The organism is Haloarcula halophila, assembly GCF_029278565.1.
In the GTDB taxonomy this organism is placed as follows: Archaea; Halobacteriota; Halobacteria; order Halobacteriales; family Haloarculaceae; genus Haloarcula; species Haloarcula halophila.
Genome location: NZ_CP119559.1, coordinates 1,630,105 through 1,650,729, shown reverse-complemented (window position 1 = coordinate 1,650,729; position 20,625 = coordinate 1,630,105). Strand labels below are relative to the sequence as shown.

At 64.6% G+C, this 20,625-nt stretch carries 21 protein-coding genes; 11 read left to right on the top strand and 10 right to left on the bottom strand.

All coding sequences use genetic code 11. The features are described 5' to 3' along the window. Positions 1–135 precede the first annotated feature (135 nt). The 5 genes from P0204_RS08735 to P0204_RS08715 all read right to left on the bottom strand — a co-directional run bounded on the left by P0204_RS08735 (position 136) and on the right by P0204_RS08715 (position 3,087). On the bottom strand, positions 136–741 hold the full coding sequence (locus P0204_RS08735; RefSeq protein WP_276178271.1) for an archaellin/type IV pilin N-terminal domain-containing protein: 606 nt from the start codon (positions 739–741) through the stop codon (positions 136–138). A gap of 247 nt (positions 742–988) precedes the next feature. Further along, complete coding sequence (locus P0204_RS08730) at positions 989–1,264, bottom strand: DUF7521 family protein (RefSeq protein WP_276223260.1); 276 nt, start codon at positions 1,262–1,264, stop codon at positions 989–991. Positions 1,265–1,350: 86 nt separating this feature from the next. Next, on the bottom strand, positions 1,351–1,686 hold the full coding sequence (locus tag P0204_RS08725; RefSeq protein WP_276178269.1) for a winged helix-turn-helix domain-containing protein: 336 nt from the start codon (positions 1,684–1,686) through the stop codon (positions 1,351–1,353). 156 nt (positions 1,687–1,842) lie between these two features. Next, complete coding sequence (locus P0204_RS08720; RefSeq protein ID WP_276178267.1) at positions 1,843–2,568, bottom strand: RAD55 family ATPase; 726 nt, start codon at positions 2,566–2,568, stop codon at positions 1,843–1,845. Positions 2,569–2,652: 84 nt separating this feature from the next. Beyond that, complete coding sequence (locus tag P0204_RS08715) at positions 2,653–3,087, bottom strand: chemotaxis protein CheW (protein ID WP_276178265.1); 435 nt, start codon at positions 3,085–3,087, stop codon at positions 2,653–2,655. 171 nt (positions 3,088–3,258) lie between these two features. Between P0204_RS08715 and P0204_RS08710 the strand changes: the two genes are divergently transcribed. The 5 genes from P0204_RS08710 (at position 3,259) to P0204_RS08690 (ending at position 9,298) form a co-directional block, all read left to right on the top strand. Next, positions 3,259–4,353 carry a protein-glutamate methylesterase/protein-glutamine glutaminase gene (locus tag P0204_RS08710; RefSeq protein ID WP_276178263.1) on the top strand — a complete coding sequence of 365 codons (1,095 nt, stop codon included), beginning with the start codon at positions 3,259–3,261 and terminating at the stop codon, positions 4,351–4,353. A gap of 2 nt (positions 4,354–4,355) precedes the next feature. Beyond that, positions 4,356–6,317: a chemotaxis protein CheA gene (gene cheA / locus P0204_RS08705; RefSeq protein ID WP_276178261.1), complete on the top strand. Its 1,962-nt coding sequence runs from the start codon at positions 4,356–4,358 to the stop codon at positions 6,315–6,317. Next, a complete protein-coding gene (locus P0204_RS08700; RefSeq protein ID WP_276178259.1) occupies positions 6,314–7,123 on the top strand; it encodes a CheR family methyltransferase in 810 nt (269 codons plus the stop codon). Before cheA ends, P0204_RS08700 begins: the two co-directional genes overlap by 4 nt. Beyond that, entirely contained in the window at positions 7,120–8,352 is a 1,233-nt protein-coding gene (locus P0204_RS08695; protein WP_276178257.1) for a HEAT repeat domain-containing protein, read from the top strand. Before P0204_RS08700 ends, P0204_RS08695 begins: the two co-directional genes overlap by 4 nt. A gap of 82 nt (positions 8,353–8,434) precedes the next feature. Further along, the gene (locus P0204_RS08690; protein ID WP_276178255.1) at positions 8,435–9,298 is read left to right on the top strand and encodes a CheF family chemotaxis protein; all 864 of its coding nucleotides are present in this window, start codon (positions 8,435–8,437) and stop codon (positions 9,296–9,298) included. Here P0204_RS08690 and P0204_RS08685 read toward each other — a convergent pair whose 3' ends face one another. Further along, a complete protein-coding gene (locus P0204_RS08685; protein ID WP_276178253.1) occupies positions 9,299–11,257 on the bottom strand; it encodes a hypothetical protein in 1,959 nt (652 codons plus the stop codon). It lies immediately after the preceding gene. Next, positions 11,254–11,736 carry a hypothetical protein gene (locus P0204_RS08680; protein WP_276178251.1) on the bottom strand — a complete coding sequence of 161 codons (483 nt, stop codon included), beginning with the start codon at positions 11,734–11,736 and terminating at the stop codon, positions 11,254–11,256. Before P0204_RS08680 ends, P0204_RS08685 begins: the two co-directional genes overlap by 4 nt. A gap of 104 nt (positions 11,737–11,840) precedes the next feature. Between P0204_RS08680 and P0204_RS08675 the strand changes: the two genes are divergently transcribed. From P0204_RS08675 to P0204_RS08655, 5 genes are all read left to right on the top strand, one after another. Further along, positions 11,841–12,680, top strand: a complete 840-nt coding sequence (locus P0204_RS08675; protein ID WP_276178249.1) for an aldo/keto reductase — start codon at positions 11,841–11,843, stop codon at positions 12,678–12,680. A gap of 105 nt (positions 12,681–12,785) precedes the next feature. Then, positions 12,786–13,085, top strand: coding sequence for a zinc ribbon domain-containing protein (locus P0204_RS08670; RefSeq protein ID WP_276178247.1), 300 nt, complete (start codon positions 12,786–12,788; stop codon positions 13,083–13,085). A gap of 55 nt (positions 13,086–13,140) precedes the next feature. Continuing rightward, positions 13,141–13,956 carry a prephenate dehydratase gene (pheA, locus tag P0204_RS08665; RefSeq protein WP_276178245.1) on the top strand — a complete coding sequence of 272 codons (816 nt, stop codon included), beginning with the start codon at positions 13,141–13,143 and terminating at the stop codon, positions 13,954–13,956. A gap of 136 nt (positions 13,957–14,092) precedes the next feature. Next, complete coding sequence (locus P0204_RS08660; RefSeq protein ID WP_276178243.1) at positions 14,093–14,497, top strand: Hsp20/alpha crystallin family protein; 405 nt, start codon at positions 14,093–14,095, stop codon at positions 14,495–14,497. Positions 14,498–14,499: 2 nt separating this feature from the next. Next, positions 14,500–14,955: a peroxiredoxin gene (locus tag P0204_RS08655; RefSeq protein WP_276178241.1), complete on the top strand. Its 456-nt coding sequence runs from the start codon at positions 14,500–14,502 to the stop codon at positions 14,953–14,955. Between the two features lie 52 nt (positions 14,956–15,007). Here the strand turns inward: P0204_RS08655 and P0204_RS08650 are convergent, their stop codons facing one another. Both P0204_RS08650 and leuS read right to left on the bottom strand, forming a co-directional pair. Then, a complete protein-coding gene (locus tag P0204_RS08650; RefSeq protein ID WP_276178239.1) occupies positions 15,008–16,348 on the bottom strand; it encodes an RNA-guided endonuclease InsQ/TnpB family protein in 1,341 nt (446 codons plus the stop codon). A gap of 177 nt (positions 16,349–16,525) precedes the next feature. Next, a complete protein-coding gene (leuS, locus tag P0204_RS08645) occupies positions 16,526–19,198 on the bottom strand; it encodes a leucine--tRNA ligase (RefSeq protein ID WP_276178237.1) in 2,673 nt (890 codons plus the stop codon). A gap of 118 nt (positions 19,199–19,316) precedes the next feature. Between leuS and P0204_RS08640 the strand changes: the two genes are divergently transcribed. Continuing rightward, the gene (locus tag P0204_RS08640; RefSeq protein ID WP_276178235.1) at positions 19,317–19,538 is read left to right on the top strand and encodes a DUF7535 family protein; all 222 of its coding nucleotides are present in this window, start codon (positions 19,317–19,319) and stop codon (positions 19,536–19,538) included. Positions 19,539–19,553: 15 nt separating this feature from the next. Here P0204_RS08640 and P0204_RS08635 read toward each other — a convergent pair whose 3' ends face one another. Next, positions 19,554–20,549 carry an ornithine cyclodeaminase family protein gene (locus P0204_RS08635; RefSeq protein ID WP_276178233.1) on the bottom strand — a complete coding sequence of 332 codons (996 nt, stop codon included), beginning with the start codon at positions 20,547–20,549 and terminating at the stop codon, positions 19,554–19,556. Positions 20,550–20,625 lie beyond the last annotated feature (76 nt).

The window sequence follows — 20,625 nt, the reverse complement described above, 5'->3', positions numbered from 1 at the left end:
CCATCTTGATAATGGCATTCTCAGGAGACGAACCGCTGGATATCGGCATCTCTGACTGATCTGAGGATACTGGGTAGGGCTTACGCTCTCTGGCGTGACGTGCTGAAGACAGAAACGAAAAGAGCGGCGCGCAGATTACAGGGTGACCGCGGAGTTACCGGACAAGGTCTCCGGAGTGACGAGGCGGACCGTCGTGGTCCCGCCGGACTGGGTGTTCAGTTGGATGGTTGCAGTTTCACCCTCACCGAGTCCATCAGTATTGGTCCCGCCACGAATACTTTGCGCACTGAACTTGAGCGTCGCACGATCCGATGGGTCGTTCAGCACCTGGCTGTCCGTGATCGACGAATCGTCGTCTTGAACAGTACTAATGGAGAAGTACGAGGCATTTGCAGACTCTCCGTAGGTAAGGTCGTAGGAGCCACTGGTGTCGACCCACTGGGCGATAGTGCTACCCATATCGATATTGGCCGCACCGGGTGCCTTCTTGACCGTCACCTCGACCGTGTGGATCACTTTATCGTCCTGGTTGATGTCGTCACCGACGGTGTTGACGACTTCGAGGCGGTTGGTGACTTGGTCGCTACTCTGCTGTCCGGTTTCCTCGGCGCTGCTCTGGAGGAAGCCGGCGGTGTTGATGAGGACGCCTGCGGCGATAGCGGCGACCAGCACCATCGCGATGAACACGATGAGGGTGCCGATCCCGACTTGCCCGCGGTCCTCGTCTGATTCCATGAACATTGGTTGGTCCGGGTCTCTCTGACCCTATCAGTTCGTCTGTTTCACTGGTTATAATACCTCTCCCGAAAATATCTCTCCTGATAACGAGGGCTTGAGTGGGGTAAGGCCGATAAATTGCGCACGGAACCGGACACTGACACGTCCGTTTCCATTCGAGATCGAGACTACGGTAGCACCCGAATGCAGGGTGGATCAACGGAAAACCGTGACCGGTGTAGCGCCGCATCGCGCGCGGGCACGTCTACTACTACTCGTAGGTAACCAAGCTATACATCACGAAGAGGTACCCGAAGGTCGTGAGGCCGCTGTTGACGAGCAACAACGATTTGACGCCGGTGAAATCGTTGACGAACGCGCTGATCATCGTCGCGGCTGCGCCCGCGACAGCGAGGGAAAACCCCACCGACAGGTGCAGCATTGCTCGCCGTGATGTCTGGACGTACGCCCGCATCGCCATTCCGACCATGGTGAGGCCCGCGACGACGAACACCAGGGTCGAAACCGTATAGAGGAGCTCTATCATCGGCATTACCGATCACTAGCACGGAACTACGCATAAATCCACCCTCTAAAATATCTCTGCTGATAACGTCGAAAATTCGTGAGAACTTAGCCGTCCGAGAGGGTTCGCCACGCCTCGTCGAGTTTGTTCGTCACTTCCGACCGCTCTTCGATGTGGATCGTCATCTCGTCCTCGAAGTCGACCCGGAGTTCGTCGACGTTTCGGCGGTACACTTTGATGCGCCGCCGGTCGTCGGAGAGAATGTTGTCGTGTAGTTCGAGCAGATCGTGCTCGGTGAGCTCGTCGATCCGCCGATAACATGTCGCGATCGGAATGCCCAGCTCGTCGCTCAGATCTTGGGCCGACACGGGTTCGTCGGTGGCATCGAGAATCTCGGCGCTGTATTTGTTCCCCAGCGTCTGTAGGATCTCCGCCGAAGCCATCGTTATCAGATTATGAATTCAGTATTTCATAAAGCTATCGCCTTTGATAGCTACTGAGTCGGGCATCCGTCCCTCGACTGGGTAGAATCGGCGGTATTCGGTGTAAAGACTCTATACCACTCGTTTTTCCGGATAATAATGAGGAAAACCCCCGGTTTAGAGCGGCGAATCCTCTTCGCTCATCATCGAGAACGCGCTCGCGTTTTCGTGGACTTGAATCCCACCCCACTCGATCTCCATCGGGAAGATATCCGTCTCGATGTCCTGCTTGCGCATCTTCGCCACCCAGACGTATCGGCTGACGCCGGAGTCGGTCGGCGTCTGGATCAGGTAGATGTTCCCGTCGGTGAGGTAGTTCTCTAGCCCGATCTCGGTGTCCGGAAAGACCGCCCCCTGCTCGTTGGTCATCAGCGTGGTGAGTCCGTTACTCCGCAGGATATCGGTGAACTTCAGGAGATACGTCCGTTTCTCGGCTTCGTCGTCGAAGAAGAGGTTGAACATCGCAAGCGAGTCGAGGACGAGCCGATCGTACTCTTCGTCTTCGAGGTCGTCGAGGAGGAGATCGAGCGACGAGGAGAAGTCGTTTTCCCGCAGCAGTACCTGTTTGTCGTACACCTTGATGTCGCCGTTCTCGACGAACTCCGGCCACTTGTCGAAGCCGATCGACTCCGCTGCCTCCCGGAGATCCGCTTCGTTTTCCTCGAAAGAGAGGTAGATCCCCTTCTCGTCGAACTGGTCGACGCCGTTGTAGATGTACTGAAGGCAGAGGATCGACTTCCCGGCGCCCGGGTTTCCGCTCACCAGCGTCGTCGAATCGGTGACAATGCCGCCGTTTAGAATGGAATCGAGCCCCTCGATGCCTGTTTTCGTTATTTCTATCATTTTTCGTGTCTTTTCTCCGGGGAAGTTAGGTATCTCTGCGTTACGGGCGGTAAAAAGTCTTGTTCACGAACCGTCAGACGACGGTCAACCAGCGGCGTGGACGACCGCCGGATCGACCCAGATGACGAACTCGTCGTCGCGTTTCACGACACCGCGGATCGATCCGTTGTCGTTGGCCGGGGACCGATCGACCTGCTCCGGCGAGACCTGGACGACCTGATACACCTCGTCGACCAGCCAGCCGGCCGCGCTCTGTGTCTGGACGATCTCTGGATCGTAGACGATGATCCGCTTCTCCTCGCCCGCTTCGTCGATCCCGAACACCGCTTTCGGGTTCACGATCGATGTCGTTCGCCCGCGGAGGTCCATGACGCCCTCGACGTGCGGGGGCGCGTTCGGGACCTTCGTCAACTCGCCGATGTCGACGATCTCTGTCACGTAGTCGATACTCACACAGTAGGTTTCGTCTCCAAGCTTGAACTCGAGCACTTGGCCGGTCGTGGCTGACTGGGCTGACATAGCTGTTCCTGGGAGTATCAGAAGATAGGGCCACAGGTTGGCATAAAACTGCCTGCTGGGATATCAACTTTGATTACACGGTCGGAGTATTTATTTCGGGGCCGAACCCGACTTCGTGGTAGGTATGATGTGGCGCTCGCGAACTACCCGAGTTCCGGAGCCGTCGTGACAATGGTCGGCCGCGCGCCGCGTGCGGTGGTCGCCGACGACTCCCATTTCATGCGGAGTGTCATCTCCGATATCCTGGACGAAGGGGGTATCGAGGTCATCGCACAGGCACGCAACGGCGTCGAAGCCGTCGAGGCGGTTCGGGAACACGACCCCGACGTCGTGACGATGGACGTGGAGATGCCCGAGATGAACGGCATCGACGCGACCGCGCGGATCATGGACGTGCATCCGACGCCGGTGTTGATGCTCTCCGCCCACACCGACGAGAACGCCGACGTGACCTTCGAGGCCCTGGACAAGGGGGCGGTTGACTTCTTCACGAAACCCGGCGGCGAGGTCTCGATGGAGATGTCCCGGCTGAAAGACCAGCTTGTCGAGATGGTGACCTCGGTCGCCGAGGTCGACGTCGCCGGGAGCGGTCGGCAGTCTACCGCCCAGTCGGGCAGTGGCGGGCAGCGATCCGACACGCAACGATCCGACGGGACCCACGAGGACGGCCGGAGCTACGTCGACAACCCGACGCTCGTCGTCGGCTCCTCGACCGGCGGCCCGAAGATGGTCGAGAAGACACTCGCCTCTCTCCCGTTGGCCGCTGATCTCCGTGTGTTGGTCATCCAGCACATGCCAGAGGGGTTTACCGGTCGGTTCGCCGAGCGAATCGACGCCCGGAGTGACTACGAGGTCCGCGAAGCGACCGACGGCGGCCGCCTCGGCGGCGGTGAAGCCATGATCGCGGCCGGCGACCGCCACATGGTCGTCAAGAACTACCGGAACGGCCGGCTCCGCGTGAAGCTGAACCAGGACCCGCCGGTCAACAGCGTCCGTCCAGCCGTCGACGTGACCATGGAATCGGCGGCGTCGACCATCGACGATCCCCTCGTCGGCGTGATCCTCACCGGAATGGGCGAGGACGGCGCTGAGGGGATCAGGGCGATCAAAGCTGCGGGCGGACACACGATCGCGCAGGACGAGGCAACGTCAGCCGTCTACGGCATGCCCAAGCGGGCTGTCGAGACGGGCTGTGTCGACTCGGTGTTACCGATCGACGATATCGCGAGCGGCATTCTCGACACGATCACGACTCAGGTGACCTAACAATGGACGACCAATATCTCGACGCATTCATCCGCGAGAGCGAGGAGGCGATCACTGAACTGAACAATTCGCTGCTCGATCTGGAATCGGATCCCTCGGACACCGAGGCGATGGACTCGATCTTCCGAACTGCCCACACGCTGAAGGGGAACTTCGGCGCGATGGGCTTCGACGACGCGGCGAACCTCGCACACGCCGTCGAGGACCTCCTCGACCAGATGCGACAGGGCGAGATGGAAGTCACGCCCGAGGTGATGGACCTCGTCTTCGCCGGCGTCGATCAGATCGAGGTGATCGTCAACGAGATCGAGGAACACGGCGAGTCACAGACACAGACAGACGAGATGGTCGCGGAACTCCGAACCGTCCTCGAAGAAGGGGCCGACGCAGCCGGTGGTGACCCCACAGGGGATGCCGGCGGCACCGACGACGGCGGTGGTAGTGGCGACGACAGCGTCTCCGTCGGGGCCGACATCGACGCGAGCGAGGCCGACGACCGGATCGTCCACGTCGATATCGACGTCGGCGAGTCGGACATGCTCGGCGTCGACTCGATGCTGGCACTGGAAGCCGTCGAGGACGTCTTCGATGTCCTGGCGATGGAACCGGAGCGGGCAGCTATCGAGGACGGCGAGTTCGAGGACACGTTCGTCCTGTATCTGGACGCTTCCGACGCGGCGACCGTCGACGCGGAACTGAACTCGGTCGGGAAGATCGATTCGTTCGACGCCACCGACGTGACCGACGAACTGACCACAGGGGTGGCCGACTCCGGGTCGATGACGGCCGGCGCGACCGAGAGCGAGGACTCCGAGGAACACAGCGTCGACGAGATCAAATCCGTCCGTGTCGACGTCGACCAGCTCGACGACCTCCACGGGCTCGTCGAGCAACTGGTCACGAGCCGGATCAAGTTGCGCCGTGGCGTCGAACAGAACGATCTGGATTCGGCGGGAGAGACGCTCAACGAACTGGACAAGATCACCGCGAACCTCCAGAACACCGTGATGGACATGCGGCTCATCCCGCTGAAGAAGGTCGTCGGGAAGTTCCCGCGGCTGGTCCGTGACCTGGCCCGCGAACTCGACAAAGACATCGAGTTCACCATCGAGGGCGAGGACATCGAACTCGACCGGACGATCCTCACCGAGATCTCCGATCCACTGATGCACATCCTGCGTAACTCGGTCGACCACGGGATCGAGTCGCCCGACGAACGGGAGCAGGCGGGCAAACCCCGGACCGGTCAGATCGAACTCCGGGCCTCCCGGGAACGGGACCACGTCATCATCACTGTCGAGGACGACGGGGCCGGCTTGGACGTCCAAGGGATCAAGCAGAAGGCCATCGAGAAAGGCGTCCGCTCGCCGGAGGAACTGGAGGCGATGGACGACTCCGCGATCTACGACCTGATCTTCCACCCCGGCTTCTCGACGGCCGACGAGGTGACCGATACCAGCGGCCGCGGGGTCGGGATGGACGTCGTCCACGACACCGTCACCCAACTGGACGGCTCTGTCAGCGTCGAATCCGACCAGGGGGAGGGGACGACCGTCTCCCTGCGACTGCCGGTGACGATGGCCATCGTGAAGGTACTGTTCGTCGAAGTCGGCGACGAGGAGTACGGCGTCCCGATCAAGAACGTCGACGAGATCACTTCCACCGACGCGATCAAGCAGGTCAACGGGACGGAAGTCATCAAGCACAACGACGACATCTACCCCGTCATCCAACTGGCGGACACCTTCGACGTCGAGGACGCCCACACCAACGGCGACGGGATGCTCGTCCGCATCCGCGAGTCCGAGCGCCAGGTGGCGCTGTACTGTGACTCGGTCAATAGCCAGGAGGAGGTCGTCGTCAAACCCCTGGAGGGAATCCTCTCGGGGACGCCCGGGCTCTCCGGGACCGCCGTGTTGGGCGACGGGAACATCGTCCACATCCTCGACGTGGTGACGCTATGAACAAAGGGAGCGACAGACAGTTCAGCCAGTTGTTGGCGTTCATCGGCGACGAGATGGAGTTCGAGTCGGGCTTCTACAACGACGCGTATCTCGACCGGCGGATCACCGCCCGGATGCGCCGGACCGACACCGAGACCTACCGGGCCTACAAGCAACTGCTCCAGCGTGACGAGGGCGAACGCGAACAGTTGCTGGACTCGCTGTCGATCAACGTCACGGGCTTCTTCCGCAACCCCGAGGCCTGGGAAGCGCTGCGCCCGGTCCTGCGGGAACTGACCGAGGAGAACCGCCGGGTCAGACTGTGGTCGGCCCCCAGTGCCGACGGCAGGGAGCCGTACTCGGCGGCGATGCTGGCGCTCGACGATCCCGAGATCGACGCCCGGCGCGTCGAGATCACCGGGACCGACATCAACGCCGACATCCTCCGTGAGGCCCGCCGGGCGACCTACGAGACCTCACAGACGACCGATATCGCGGAGGAACTGGAACCGCTCGAAGACTACGCCGAGTACATCGAACAGGACGCCAACACGTTTCGGGTCCGCGATCACGTCACCGACATGGTCACCTTCGAGCAACACGACCTCATCCGCGGGGACCCCAAGCGGGACTTCGATCTGGTCTTCTGTCGGAACCTCCTCATCTACATCGACTCCGAGTACAAGGTCCCCATCTTCGAGACGATCCGTGGCTCGCTCCGGGAGGGGGGGTACCTGATGATCGGGATGACCGAGACCCTCCCCACCGAATGTCGGGACTCCTTCGAACCGGTCGACAAGCAACACCGCATCTACCGACGGGTATGAGCCTCTACGAACTGGAACGGGACGGCGAGGTACAGGAACTCATCCGGGTGCTTCGCGAGAGCGACAACGAGCGCGTCCAGACCCGCGCGGCCGAACTGCTGGGGAACTTCCCCGACCACGACGACCGGCGGGACGTGGTCAACGCCCTGGTCACGGCTGTACAGCGGGACAGCGACGCCGTCACGGCCGCGGCGATCGACTCGCTGGACGAACTGGGTGGGGACGCGATCGAACAGCTCATCGGTACCATGGCCGGCGTCGATCTGGACGAGGACTCGGCCGACTGGGTGAAAGCAAAGGCCTACACGCAGGCGCTGGACGCGGAGGTCCCGGAACTGCGGATGGCCGCGGCCAACGCCCTCGGTGGACTCGACCAGGCCGACGCCGTCCCGAAACTCACCCAGCGGTTCGACGATCCGGACCCGCGGGTCCGGGCGCGAGCGGCCCGTTCGGCCGGAAAGATCGGTGACTCGCGGGCGACGGACCCGCTCGAATCGTTGCTGACCGATTCATCGTCGGCGGTCCGCCGCGAAGCCGCGCGGGCGCTCGGGAACATCGGCAACCGGCAGGCGCTGCGAGCCCTCCTCCCGCTGTACGAGGACGACCACGAGGAGGTCCGACGGATCGCGGTCGACGCCTTCGGCAACTTCGACAACGACCAGCCCGTCGACTATCTCACCGAGGCCCTTTCCGACGACTCGCCGGGCGTTCGCCGGACTGCGGTGTACTCGCTGATCGAACTGCTCTCGAACGTCCCGACCGATCAGAGCCACGAGATCCGCGAGACCGTCGTCGAGAAGCTCTCGAACACGGACGACCGAAGCGTCGTCGTCCCGTTGGTCGAGATCCTCGAAGAGAGCACCCAGGCCGCACAGCGGCGCAACACCGCCTGGCTCCTCGGTCGCGTGACGACCCAGGCAGAACGGAGTCGGGTCATCGACGCCCTGGTCGACGCGCTCTCCGACGACGGGCAGATGATCCGCCAGTTCGCCGCGACGAGCCTGGCGGAACTGGACGACGACGACGGGATGGTCGAGCGGCGCCTGCTCCCGATCGTCGAGGACACCGGCGTCGATCCGGCCGTCCGTGGGCAAGCGATCTTCACGCTCGGGAAAGTCGGCGGCGAGCGCTCCCGGAAGGTACTGGACAAACTCATCGACGAGACCGAAAACGAGACCGTCCGGAAGAAGGCCTTCTCGGCCATCTCGAAACTGGGAGGCCGGGGATGACCGTCCCCGCCACTTCGCCCGTCGCCCTGGCCGGTCGGCTCAAGTACCGCCCGCCCCTACCGGCGGGTGAGCGACCAGAGCGATGAGCGACGGAGAGCGCAAACTCCTCGATACGCAAGGCAAGTTCGTCCAGGTCGTCAAGGACGGGCGAAAACGCAACGACATCGAGTGGGTCCCCGGACGTATCCTGCTGTCGAACAAACGGCTGGTACTGGCCACGAACGAGGGCAAGCGGACGATCCCGCTGTCGTCGCTGACCGCCGTCACCGCCAGCCAGATGAACCAGCCCCTCGCACAGGTCGACAGCTACGTGAAACTCCGGTCGGGCAGGGACGTGACACTCGTCGCGCCCCGGGCCGACGAGGAGTTCGAGGACCAGCTCTACAGCACCTTACTCGACCAGATCGTCGTCCTCACCAAACACCCCGCCGTCGAGGGCGGCGTCGTCCAGGAGATCGGCTGGGAGAAGGCCCGCGTCAAACTCGACGGCGACTGCATCAACCTCGCGATCACGTCGGGGACGTTCGTCGAACTCGACATCGACGACGTCGGGACCGTCGACGCGAAAGAGAAGACGGTCAGTGGCGAGGAGCGCCCGGTGCTCGAAGTCGAACACACTGTCGACGGAACCAGCGTCGAGACCCACATCTCCGGTGGTGCCCGACACGTCTCACTGCTGGAGGGGTTGGTCCGGCAGGGCGAACAGCGGAACGTCGCCGACGACATCGAACTCTCCGACGAGGAGACACAGGTGTTGATGGCGTTGTACTCCGGCATCTCGCCGTTCAAGATCCCGGAGTTCGTCGACATGGAGATCGAGACGGTCGAGGAGGTGTACGACCGCCTGCTGGAGGCCGACATTCTGGAGCCGGTCCGGACCCGACGCGAGGTCCAACTGGAGGCCCGCGGGCGGTCGATCGCCAGCGAGGCGATGTCCGATCAGTAGTCAGAACGGCGGCGAACTGCCGTAGAGTCGAGTGTAGTGGACAGCGTCGCTGAGAACCCGCGATCCCGGCAGGAGGAACTCCCCGGAGACGGGAAACAGCGAAAGCCCGCTGACCAGTAGGTACGCCGCCATCGACCCGGCGGCGACCCCGAGGACGACCGCGCCGGCACGATCGACTCCGGAGCGTGTCGTCGCCAGGACCGCCCACGCGAGGGCGACGACGGCGACCGCCAGCGCCCACAGTGCGTACACCTGAACGGACTCGTCCAGGACGAGGTCGCCGCCGGCGATCGCAGCCAGATACACGCCAGTCCCGGCTACTGCGGTGGTCGCCGTCGTCGCCGCGAGCACGCGACCCTGCGAGTCGACGACACGCCGGACTGCCGGCAGTCGGGCCAGCCAGTAGACGCCGACGACGTACAGCGGGTGGAGGTACCGGACGGTGAACATGTGATGGACCGGGAGCGAGCCCAAGAAGACGCCCAGTAGCAACACGACGTAGCCGACCGAGAAGGCGTCGAGGACCCGGATAGCGGACCACTCGTTCGGGGACCGGACCGCCGACAGGTGCCGCTTCCCGGCCAACATCGGGGCCGCGACGAGTGCTCCCAACAGCGGCATCGACGCCAGCACGCTCAGGTTGACCGCGGCGTCCTCGGAGGACGTGAGCCCGCCGAGATAGCCAGTCCGGACGAAGATCGCAGCGATCCGCCCGGGGTCGGTGAGGAACAGTCCGTACGATCCCATGAACAGCCCCGGTAGTCGCCGGCCGAACAGCCCGACGGCGGTCGCGACGACGGCGCTGAGACCGCTCCCGGACCCGTCGCCGGTCGACTCGGCCGACGCCGTATCTCCCCCTGTGGTTCCCCCGCCCGCCCCTCCCTGCGTAGCCGATCCGCCCTCGGTCGCTCCCGGACTGAGCACGTCGCCGCCGTAGTTCGGCAGGAGCCGGGGAGGCTCCACTGGGTTGCCCGCGATCAGCCAGTTCGTCAGGAAGAACGGGACCAGCGAGAGGAACAGGGCGACCCCAACGACGGCGAGGTCACGGGCGCGGTTCGACCGTGCCGTCGGCAGATCGACCGCCGCGACCGCGAGCAACAGGATGAACCCCTCCGCCGCGTGAACCCAGGCCGCGGCCCCGACCCAGGCGTAGGTCAGCGCTCGGAACCGCCTCGCGCGCCGGCGGGTCGTCGCCGCTCGGCTCCGGTAGAGGGTGTACATCGCCAGGACGACCAACAGGGCGGTGACGCTGTGGCGTTTCGGGACGGTCGCCCAGAACCCGACCGGCGTCCCGACGGCGGCGACCACACCCATCGCGAGCCCGACGCGACGCGTGTACGCTGCGTTCCCCAGTCGATAGCAGACGACGGCGACGAACGCGGCAGCGAGTGCGGTGGTCGTCTGGAGGGCCAACACCGGTAGCCACCGCGGCGGGAGCGGCGTCGCGACCGCGAGGTTCCCCACGAAGACGGCTGCCCCGATCCCCGCTCCGAGCAGTGTCCCCGCCCGTTCCCGGCCGATCACGGTCCCGATCCCGTAGCTCAGGACGGCGACGGCCAGCGACCACAGGCCGACCAGGAGTACCCGGAGGTCGAGGAGTACTGAGAGGAGCCGATAGACGACGAGCCACACCGCCGAGACGACGACGACGCCGTAGTTCCGGCCGTAGACCCGACCGTCGACGAGGGAGGTCCCCGGTGTCGAGCCCGATGGCGGCCCGTAGACGGCCTCGTCGATGGAGAGGTGTCCCTCGACGACGCCGACGAGCGTGTTCGCGAACGTGTACTGGTCGCTGGAGAAGAAGTTCAGCTCCCAGTAGAGCGCGAACCAGACGATCGCGGCGAGCCCGACAAGCGCCCCGATCCGGTCCCCGAAGACCGAGCGAACCACCGCTGTCCGCAACTCCGAGACAGTGACTGTCTCGCCGGCGAGCAACCGGTCGAGGACGCCCTCGCTCATCGCTCGACCTCGATCGTGATGCGGCGCTGGACCAGGTCACGCTCCCTGTCGCCGGTCCGCAGCCAGACGGCGACGGTCGCCTCGTAGCTCTCCCGCTCGATCCGGTCCGGACTGATTCCTAACGGGTTCGGTCGGAGCTGGACTCGTTCGCCGCCGCGGCCGGCCAGCGCGTATCTGCTTGTCGCCGTCGTCCACAGTTCCGGGATGTCGATCGTGTACCGGACGACAGGGTTTCCTTCGACGGAATCGACTGAGACGACCGCGGGGGGCGCGGACAGGTGGTATCGCCCGGCACCGAACCGACCCCGTTCGAGGACGATCCCCCCGTCGGGGACCGACTCGACGGAGACGTCCGCCTGGCCGGCTCCCGGCGGGGGAGTCGCCCGCGTGAGGTCGACGGCACCGACCAGCGGGCCGGAGACGAACGCGAGGACAGCGACCGCAACGGCCAGCGCCGCCAGCGGGCGCGGGAGCGACATGATACCGGTCGTTGACCGTGGCCGCATATGACTCTACTGGGGCGATTATCGGACCGGATAACGACGCCGACGACATTTACGTCTCGACGGCCAACGGGACGACGATGGTCACAAACGAGAGCGACACCTTCGACATCGGTGGCGAACTGACGGTCAACCGACTCGGGTTCGGTGCGATGCGGATCACCGGCGACGACGTCATCGGCGAACCGGACGACGCCGAGAACGCCCGCCGGGTACTGGAGCGAGCGGTCGAACTCGGCGTCGACTTCATCGACACCGCCGACTCCTACGGCCCGGGCGTCTCCGAGCGACTGATCGGCGAGGCCCTCGATACCGAGCGCGATGATCTCGTGATCGCGACCAAAGGCGGACTGCTCCGCAATACCGACGCCGACTGGCTCCCCCACGGCGACCCCGACTACCTCCGGAACGCACAGCTGTGCTCGCGGGACCGGCTGCGGATGGACCCGATCGACCTCTATCAGTTCCACCGCCCGGACCCGGACACACCGTTCGAGGAGTCGGTCCACACCCTCGCGGAGCTGAAAGACGAGGGGCTGGTCCGCCACGTCGGCCTCTCGAACGTCTCGGTCGACCAGCTCGACCGGGCACGCGAGATCGTCGAGATCGCGACGGTCCAGAACCAGTACAACATCGCTAACCGTGAGGACGAGGCTGTCCTGGAGGCCTGTGAGGACGCGGGGATCGGGTTCATCCCGTGGTACCCGCTGGCAGCCGGTGAGCTCGACGACGTCGAGGGGATCGAGGAGATCGCTCGACGCCACGACGCGACACCCTACCAGATCGCACTGGCGTGGCTGCTCGGTCATTCGGACGTGACGCTGCCGATCCCTGGGACGTCGAGTATCGAGCACCTCGAACAGAACGTCGCCGCCAGCGCGATCGATCTCAGCGACGACGAACTCGCACGGCTCTCCTGATAGCGGCGCACCGACGGCGCTGTTTCTCCGACTCCGGGTTCCCCGCTGTTGGGAACGGCACCCCTCATTTTTGTCGCTGGCAGACGGACGTTCGCCTAGAGGACCATGCCTGTTCCACCCTGGCAACTCGGTGCGCTCGTAGCCGCGCTCGCGTTCAACTGTCTGGGTGTCTACGTCGCGGTCCGACTGGGTCGGGCCGAACGGACGGCGACCGCAGATATCGGGGAGGACACCCACGTCGACGACGAACGCGATGACGACGGGCCGGCTGTCCTGGCGTGTCCGGCCTGCGGGACCGAGAACGAGTCCGGTTATCGGTACTGTCGGGAGTGTGTCGCCGAGCTTCCGGCGGCGATCGCCGCTGGGGACGACTGGGCCGACGCCCACGGACGGTTGACCCGGTGAGGTAGTGTCTCCCGACACCGGGGTGTTTTTCAGCCACTGCGCTGTACCCGGAGCCATGACCACGATCACGCTCGGTCCGTCGGGCACCTACTCTCATCGGGCCGCACAGGCGGTCGCCGACGACGACATCACGTTCACCGAGTCGGTTACCGCGATCGTCGAAGCCGTCGCCGACGGCGAGGCCGACCGCGGTGTCGTCCCGGTCGAGAACAGCATCGAGGGATCGGTGACAGAATCCCTCGACGCTTTCAGTACCTACGATATCGCCGTCGTCAGGGAGATCATCACCCCGATCCGGCACGCCCTGCTGGCCCAGCACGACTCGTTCGACCTCGTCGCGAGCCACGCCCAGGCACTGGCGCAGTGTCGGGGCTGGCTCGACGAGCATTACCCGGGGATCGACGTGGAAGCGGTCACCTCGACCGCCCGCGGCGTCGAGCGCGCACGCGATGATCCGTCCGTCGCCGCGATCGGCCACCCCGCGAACGCCGCCAACGGGACCGAACTGGACGTGTTGGCCGAGGACATCCAGGACCGCTCCTCGAACGCCACCCGGTTCGTCGTCGTCGCGCCGGCCGACGAACGCAGCGACGCCGGCAGCAAGACCTCCTTCATCGTCTACCCGAACGCCGACTATCCCGGGCTCCTGCTGGAACTGCTGGAGCCGTTCGCCGACCGGGACATCAACCTCACCCGCGTCGAGTCCCGGCCCAGCGGCGAGCGCCTGGGCGACTACGTCTTCCACATCGACATCGCCGCCGGCCTCTACGAGGACCGGACCCAGGCTGCCCTCGAAGACATCGAGGCCATCGCAGAGAACGGCTGGGTCCGCCGGCTGGGTTCCTACGACTCCGAGACGGTCATCAACTGAGACGTCGTCTCTGACCGGTATCGACGAACAACGGTCGGACGACCACCGGTACACAGCGACAGTAACCCGTCCGACTCCCGACAGTGCGACAACCTGTCATGTGAAAGTTAAGTCGGGGGCGCGCGTAGGGTCGAATATGACCGATACCGATCCGTTCAGCGAGATCGAGCGCGCGTTCGACGTACTGACCGACCAGTTCGGGGCCAACCTCGGTGCGGTCCCGACGGATCTGGTCGAAACCGGCGACGAGTTCGTCGTCCGCATGGATCTGCCCGGGTTCGACACCGACGATATCGACGTCACACTCGCCGAGGACCGGAAGCTCTCGGTCACCGCCGAGCGCGACGAGTCGGCCGAGTCCGTCGACGGGCAGTATCTCACACGCGAACGGCGCAGGCAGTCCCTGAGCCGGACCGTCCGACTGCCCGGTCCCGTCGAGGACGACGCGGCGGCCAGCTACGACGACGGCGTCCTGACCGTCCACCTGCCCAAGATCGTCGAGGACGAGGACGACGAAGGGACCGACATCCCGGTGAACTGACGATGGTACTCGAACCCGGGACGCAGCCGCCGTCGATCAGCGCCCACAACCAGTGGGGGGAACGCGTCACGCCGGACTTTCGAACACCGACGGTGCTGTATTTCTACCCGCGTGACGACACGCCGGGCTGTACGACCGAGGCGAAGGCGTTCAACGACCGCTACGAGGAGTACCACGAGGCGGGCGTCGAGGTGTACGGCGTCTCGACCGACGACGTCGACAGCCACTGTGAGTTCGCCGAAGAACACGACCTCTCCTTCGACCTGCTGGCCGATCCCGACGGCACCATCGCCGACGCCTTCGACGTCGAGATCAGCGAGCGCGACCGGGCCAGCCGGACGACCTACGTCCTCGCGAAGGGACGGATCGTCGGCGTCTACGAGGGTGTCAGGCCCGAGGGCCACGCCGCGGAGGTCCTCCGGGATCTGATGGAGGCCGGACTCGTCCCGATGGAATGACATCCTCCGCGCCGTAAACGGCGCGGTTTCCTCCGTGGGAGTCTCAACCAGTCTAAGACTCACTGGAGACAATATTCCCGTTACAGTGGACGGTACTCGGGTCTGTGCGCTGTTCTTTGGGACTTTCGTGAGGGTGTGATATCCCCGACCAGTTGTGGTCGTCCCACTCGAACCGCACGGGCCGTGCCATCGGCCTGGCTGACTGCTCTGTCTGCCGCTCTAGGAACGTCTCTGAGGCTGTGAGGTCGGCGTGGCCTTTGAATCCACATGGACAGGTGAGTGTGTCCTGATGCCGTGTTGTTCGGTCTGTCGAACCGCATTGCGGGCACTCTTGGCTGGTCCATGCCTCCGACCGGACTTCCACGGAAATACCGTATTCCTCGGTGGTACACGCCAGTCGCTCGGTGAATTTCTTGAACGACCAGAAGTTGTGGGTCTTGGCGTTGGTTTCGACCGACCAGTGTGTCTCCAACACATCAGTCAACCCGCCAATATACACCGTGTCAACGCCCTCCTCGTACAGTTGTTCCAGCAGGTCACGACACAACGCTTCTTGGGCGTGGTCACGGCGGCGGGTTCGCTTGTGGTACAGTCGCCGGATATGCTCACTACTGTATCGGCCGTCCGGTAGTTTGGACTGCAACCGGGCGATTTCTCGTGTCGTCTCACGGAATCGATGGAACAGTTCACGGCCTTCGTACAGGTATTGTTCGCCGGTTGTGGTGGTACAGGCGACGAGATTGTTTGCACCAATGTCCAGAGCGGCCTTCTCTGAGGCCAGTGGAGTCGCCCGTGTCTCGTCAGAAACAGTCACGGGTTGCGAAGCCCGGAAGGTGCTGTCAGTCTCGTCATACCACAGGTCTAACCGGCCCTGTTTCTCGTAGTCGGGCCAATTCGGGTTGCCAGCTATTTCCAAGCGGAGACGCCCGGTGTGGTCGTATCGGTCTTTCAACTCGCTGCCGACCAGTATCTCAAGCCGGGAGCGATCTCCCCATTCGACGGTGTACGACGTGTTGCGAATGACGGTCTTGAGTTGCCGTCCGTCGTCCTCGTTGCCACGAAACCCCGGTGGTTCGGGGTGTTCTGTGACCGATGCATTCGAGGCGTCGTGACACGCTTTCTTGCTCTCGAAGAACCCGCGCCACGCTTCGCTGTTCTTCCGTATCACCTGTTGGGCCGTGGACGCGCCGAGAACGCCTTTGTACTTCCCTTCGAGCCTGCCGGTGTCGGCGTCCCACACATCGCCCTCGAAGCCGTCCTCGTCGTTGTACCGCATGAGGCGCTGATAGTTAACCTCGTTCCAGAGAGCGGCGGAAGCGTCCAACAGGTCCCGTAGCAGTTGCTCTCCAGTCTCGGAGAGCGGTCGTACAGCGAACGTGTTGGTACGCTTCATCTGCCAACTACCAGTAGGAGTTGTGGGAACGTAAATACCAGTCAACCAAAGTGAAAGTGAAAACTGCTGGTGATCGTTGGAGACTCACGGCCAGTTGTATCATGACGGTTCCTCACAGGAGTGTACGCGATTCACGCCCGCCGTGAACGGCGGGACTCTCTCGATGTCGAAAGGTAGCTACTCCGCGATGTCGATCGCCGGGCGACCGGGCTCGGCGTTCCCCATCAGCCCCTCGTCGGCCGCCTCGGGCGACTGGACGACGACCTCGGCACCGAACTCGCGTTCGAGCAGCCACGCCGCACGCCGGAGGGTCGCGACCTCCTGTTCGGGAGTGAGCAGGGTCGGGAACGTCGCGCGGCCGGCCAGTTCCTTCGCGAAGTCCGCGGCGGCCTCGCCGTGTCGCTGGAGGTCCTCGTTTTGCATCACCGCGGGGACGACGTTGTCGGCCTCGCGAGCGATGTCGACGACCCGGTGTTTCCAGTCGGGTGCGACCGCCAGCGTGATCCGCTGGGGGTCCTCGATGCCGACCGTGTCGACGATGTCCCGGACGTCTTCACGGGTGTCCTCGACCAGACGGCGTTCGACCTCGTAGTCCTCGGGGGCCTCGCCGGCCGGCCAGTCGGCCTCGGCGACGAGCCCGTCGTTGTCCAGTTCCTGCCAGATCTCCTCGGAGACGTGGGGCGCGACCGGGGCCAGTAGCTTCGTCACCGTCACCAGCCCGCGCTCGAAGGTCTCCGGGGCGGGATCGGTCGCTTCCTCGTACCGGCGGAGCAGCGAGACCAGTTCCCGGACCGCCTGGAGAGCGTGGTTGAACCGGAACTCCTCGTACTCCTCGGTCGCGCGGGCGGCCGTGGCGTCGATCTCGCGGGCGACGTACTCGGCGATGTCGTCGCGCTCGCCGGTCTCGACGTCGCCGGCCACGTAGTCGGCGGTCAGTTCGTAGACGTTCTGGAGGAAACTGTGGGCCGACTGGACGCCCTCGGCGCTCCAGGCGAACTCCTTCTCGGGCTGGGCGGCCTCCATGATGAACAGCCGGGCGGTGTCGGCGCCGTACTCCTCGATGATGCGCTGGGGCGAGACACCGTTGCCCAGGCTCTTGGACATCTTGTTGCCGTCGGCACCCAGGACCATCCCCTGGTTCGTCAGGTTGGTGAAGGGCTCGCGGACGCCGCCGGAGAGCAGGTCGAGGTCGTCGACGACCTTCGTGAAGAAGCGGGCGTACAGCAGGTGCATCACGGCGTGTTCGATGCCGCCGACGTACTGGTCGACGGGCATCCAGTCGGTCGCCCGCTCGGTGTCGAAGGGGGCGTCGTCGAGGGCCGGCGAGGTGTACCGCAGGAAGTACCACGAGGAGTCGACGAAGGTGTCCATCGTGTCGGTCTCCCGGACCGCGTCGGCCCCGCAGTCGGGACAGTCGACGTGTTTCCACTCCTCGGCCGCGTCCAGGGGGTTCCCGGTGGTGTGGACGAACTCCGGTAGTTCGACCGGCAGGTCCTCGTCGGGGACGGGAACGTAGCCACAGTCCGGACAGTCGATCATCGGGATCGGCGTCCCCCAGTACCGTTGCCGGGAGATCCCCCAGTCCCGGAGGTTGTACTCCGTGCGGTGTTCGCCGTCGAAGACCTCGACGAACCGCTCGCGGGCCTGTTCGCTCGTCAGGCCGTTGTACTCGCCGCTGTTGACGAGGACGCCGTCTTCGGTGTAGGCCGTTTCCTGAACGTCGATGTCCTCGGGGTCGACCGCGGCGTCCTCGGTCGGCTCGACGACCTGCTCGATGGGGATGTCGTGGTGGGTAGCGAACTCGTGGTCACGGTCGTCGTGGGCCGGCACCGCGTAGAGCGCGCCGGTGCCCACGTCGGTCAGGACGTAGTCGGCGACGTAGACCGGGATCTCCTCGCCGGTCGCGGGGTTCGTGGCGTACTCGCCGGTGAACACCCCCGAGGTCACCTCCAGGTCGTCCTCGTCGGCGTGTTCGACCTCGCGGATGTAGTCGGCGACCTCGTCGTTGTCTTCGGCGATCTCCTGGGCGACCGGGTGGCCCGGTGCCAGCGAGAAGTAGGTCGCGCCGTAGATCGTGTCCAGTCGGGTGGTGAAGATGTCGACCGCGCCGTAGTCGCCGACCTCGAAGGCGACACTCGCGCCCTCCTGCTTGCCGATCCAGTTGCGCTGCATCTCCCGGACGTTGTTCGGCCACCCGTCCAGGTCGTCGAGCGAGTCGAGCAGTTCCTCGGCGTAGTCCGTGATGGTGAGGAACCACTGGTCCATCTCGCGGTGTTCGATGGGGGTGTCACAGCGCCAGCACAGTTCCGCCTCGCCTTCGACCTGTTCGTCCGCGAGGACGGTTTCACACGAGGGACACCAGTTCAGTTCCGCGCCCTGGCGTTCGACCAGGCCGGCCTCGTCGAAGCGCTTGAACAGCCACTGGTTCCAGCGGTAGTAGTCGGGATCACAGGTGGTGACTTCCCGCTCCCAGTCGTAGCCAAAGCCCATCTCGGTCAGCTGTTCTTTCATCGAGTCGATACAGCCCAGCGTCCAGTCGCGGGGGTTGGTGTCCCGCTCCTCGGCGGCGTTCTCCGCGGGTAGGCCGAAGGAGTCCCATCCCATCGGATGGAGGACGCTCTCCCCACGCATCCGCTCGAAGCGAGCGAAGGCGTCGGTGATCGTGTAGTTGCGGACGTGGCCCATGTGCAGCGAACCCGACGTGTAGGGGAACATCGCAAGGACGTACTCGGGATCGGTGGCGTCGTCCTCGATGCGGAACACGTCCGCCTCGTCCCACACCTCTTGCCAGTGGGGCTCGATCGCCGTGTGGTCGAACCCGCGTTCGCGTTCGTCACCGGTCGTGGTCATGGTAGTCGGTCGGACACCGACGTTGCTATAGCTTTCCCTTCAGCCGACCGGGTCGACAGTGTGACACCCAACGACGTGGTGGCACAGGCTTATTGTCACTTCGAGCGAACGTCGGGGCATGGCAGACGATGCGTCCACCGACGCGGAGGCGACAGAGTCGATCCTTCCGGCACCGATCCGGAGCGTGACGCCGCTGACCGGCACCCATCACGACTGGGAGATGGATGTTTTCGGCTGGGGGATGTTCCTGGGGCTCGCGGTCCTGCTGGTCCCGCTGTTGCCTTTCCTCGTCATCGTCTGGCTGATCTCGAAGGTGACCGAGGCGCTGACGCCGAGCTAGCTCGCCGGCGTCCGTTCACGTGGTGTCGGTACCGACGAGTACGAAGTCGGTTCCCTCGCCGGCCTCGCGGGCGTTCTCGTAGGCGACGTGGGCCGCCGCCACGTCCTGGATCGCCAGGCCGGTCGAGTCAAAGAGGGTGATGCCGTCCGCCGACTCCCGGCCCGGGAGGTCGCCGGCGACGATCGAGCCGAGTTCGCCGTAGATGTCCCCGTCGTCGAGGACGCCCTCGCTCCAGGGGACGTTGATCTCGCCGGAGTGGGTACACTGCTCGTAGTCGTCGATGACGAGTTTCGCGTCCAGTAACGTCCGGTCGTCGTGTTCGTGTTTCCCGGCGGCGTCGGCACCGATGGCGTTGACGTGGGTGTGTTCGCCCAGCCACTCCCGGTCGACGATGGGCGACTCCACGGGCGTGATCGTCGAGAGCACGTCACAGCCAGCCGCCTCCTCGATGGGTCCGGCGCGGACGTCGAAGCGGTCGCCGAAGTGATCGACGACGGCCCGCTGGCGTTGTTCGTCCCGGTCGGCGACGACGACCGTCTCGATGTCACGAACGGTCGCGATGGCCTCCAGTTGCGTGTACGCCTGCGTCCCGGCACCGACCAACCCCAGCGAGTCGGCGTCGGGGACCGCGAGGTGGTCGGTCGCCACGGCCGCGGCCGCGCCGGTGCGGAGCCGCGTCAGGACGGTCCCGTCCATCACGGCGAGGGGGAACGCCGTCTCCGGGTCCGAGTAGATGAGCGTCCCCAGCACCGTCGGGAGGTCGTGGTCGGTCGGGTTGTCCGTGTGGACGTTGACCCACTTGACCGCCGCGGCGTCCCAGTCGCCGGCGTTGACGTAGGCCGGCATCGACCGGAAGTCGCCGTTGTACTCGGGCAGGTCGATGTAGGACTTCGCGGGCATGATCGTGTCGCCACGCGCGTCGGCGGCGAACGCGGCCGACACCGCGTCGACGATCGCGGGGAGGTCGGCGTGTCTCTCGACTGCGTCCGGACCGAGCAACAGGGTCTGCATGTCCGATGGTGGGACCCGCTGGAACTTATAGGTGGAACAGGCGCTTCGCCCCACGGCCTCCGTCGACCGAGCCGTT

Coding starts and splice junctions, on each gene's coding strand:
- P0204_RS08680 (WP_276178251.1), bottom strand. CDS start 11,736: ATGTCGCTCCCGCGCCCGCTGGCGGCGCTGGCCGTTGCGGTCGCTGTC.
- P0204_RS08700 (WP_276178259.1), top strand. CDS start 6,314: ATGAACAAAGGGAGCGACAGACAGTTCAGCCAGTTGTTGGCGTTCATC.
- P0204_RS08675 (WP_276178249.1), top strand. CDS start 11,841: ATGGTCACAAACGAGAGCGACACCTTCGACATCGGTGGCGAACTGACG.
- P0204_RS08715 (WP_276178265.1), bottom strand. CDS start 3,087: ATGTCAGCCCAGTCAGCCACGACCGGCCAAGTGCTCGAGTTCAAGCTT.
- P0204_RS08635 (WP_276178233.1), bottom strand. CDS start 20,549: ATGCAGACCCTGTTGCTCGGTCCGGACGCAGTCGAGAGACACGCCGAC.
- P0204_RS08695 (WP_276178257.1), top strand. CDS start 7,120: ATGAGCCTCTACGAACTGGAACGGGACGGCGAGGTACAGGAACTCATC.
- P0204_RS08730 (WP_276223260.1), bottom strand. CDS start 1,264: ATGATAGAGCTCCTCTATACGGTTTCGACCCTGGTGTTCGTCGTCGCG.
- pheA (WP_276178245.1), top strand. CDS start 13,141: ATGACCACGATCACGCTCGGTCCGTCGGGCACCTACTCTCATCGGGCC.
- P0204_RS08650 (WP_276178239.1), bottom strand. CDS start 16,348: ATGAAGCGTACCAACACGTTCGCTGTACGACCGCTCTCCGAGACTGGA.
- P0204_RS08660 (WP_276178243.1), top strand. CDS start 14,093: ATGACCGATACCGATCCGTTCAGCGAGATCGAGCGCGCGTTCGACGTA.
- P0204_RS08720 (WP_276178267.1), bottom strand. CDS start 2,568: ATGATAGAAATAACGAAAACAGGCATCGAGGGGCTCGATTCCATTCTA.
- P0204_RS08710 (WP_276178263.1), top strand. CDS start 3,259: ATGGTCGGCCGCGCGCCGCGTGCGGTGGTCGCCGACGACTCCCATTTC.
- P0204_RS08725 (WP_276178269.1), bottom strand. CDS start 1,686: ATGGCTTCGGCGGAGATCCTACAGACGCTGGGGAACAAATACAGCGCC.
- P0204_RS08690 (WP_276178255.1), top strand. CDS start 8,435: ATGAGCGACGGAGAGCGCAAACTCCTCGATACGCAAGGCAAGTTCGTC.
- leuS (WP_276178237.1), bottom strand. CDS start 19,198: ATGACCACGACCGGTGACGAACGCGAACGCGGGTTCGACCACACGGCG.
- P0204_RS08735 (WP_276178271.1), bottom strand. CDS start 741: ATGTTCATGGAATCAGACGAGGACCGCGGGCAAGTCGGGATCGGCACC.
- P0204_RS08670 (WP_276178247.1), top strand. CDS start 12,786: ATGCCTGTTCCACCCTGGCAACTCGGTGCGCTCGTAGCCGCGCTCGCG.
- P0204_RS08640 (WP_276178235.1), top strand. CDS start 19,317: ATGGCAGACGATGCGTCCACCGACGCGGAGGCGACAGAGTCGATCCTT.
- P0204_RS08685 (WP_276178253.1), bottom strand. CDS start 11,257: ATGAGCGAGGGCGTCCTCGACCGGTTGCTCGCCGGCGAGACAGTCACT.
- P0204_RS08655 (WP_276178241.1), top strand. CDS start 14,500: ATGGTACTCGAACCCGGGACGCAGCCGCCGTCGATCAGCGCCCACAAC.
- cheA (WP_276178261.1), top strand. CDS start 4,356: ATGGACGACCAATATCTCGACGCATTCATCCGCGAGAGCGAGGAGGCG.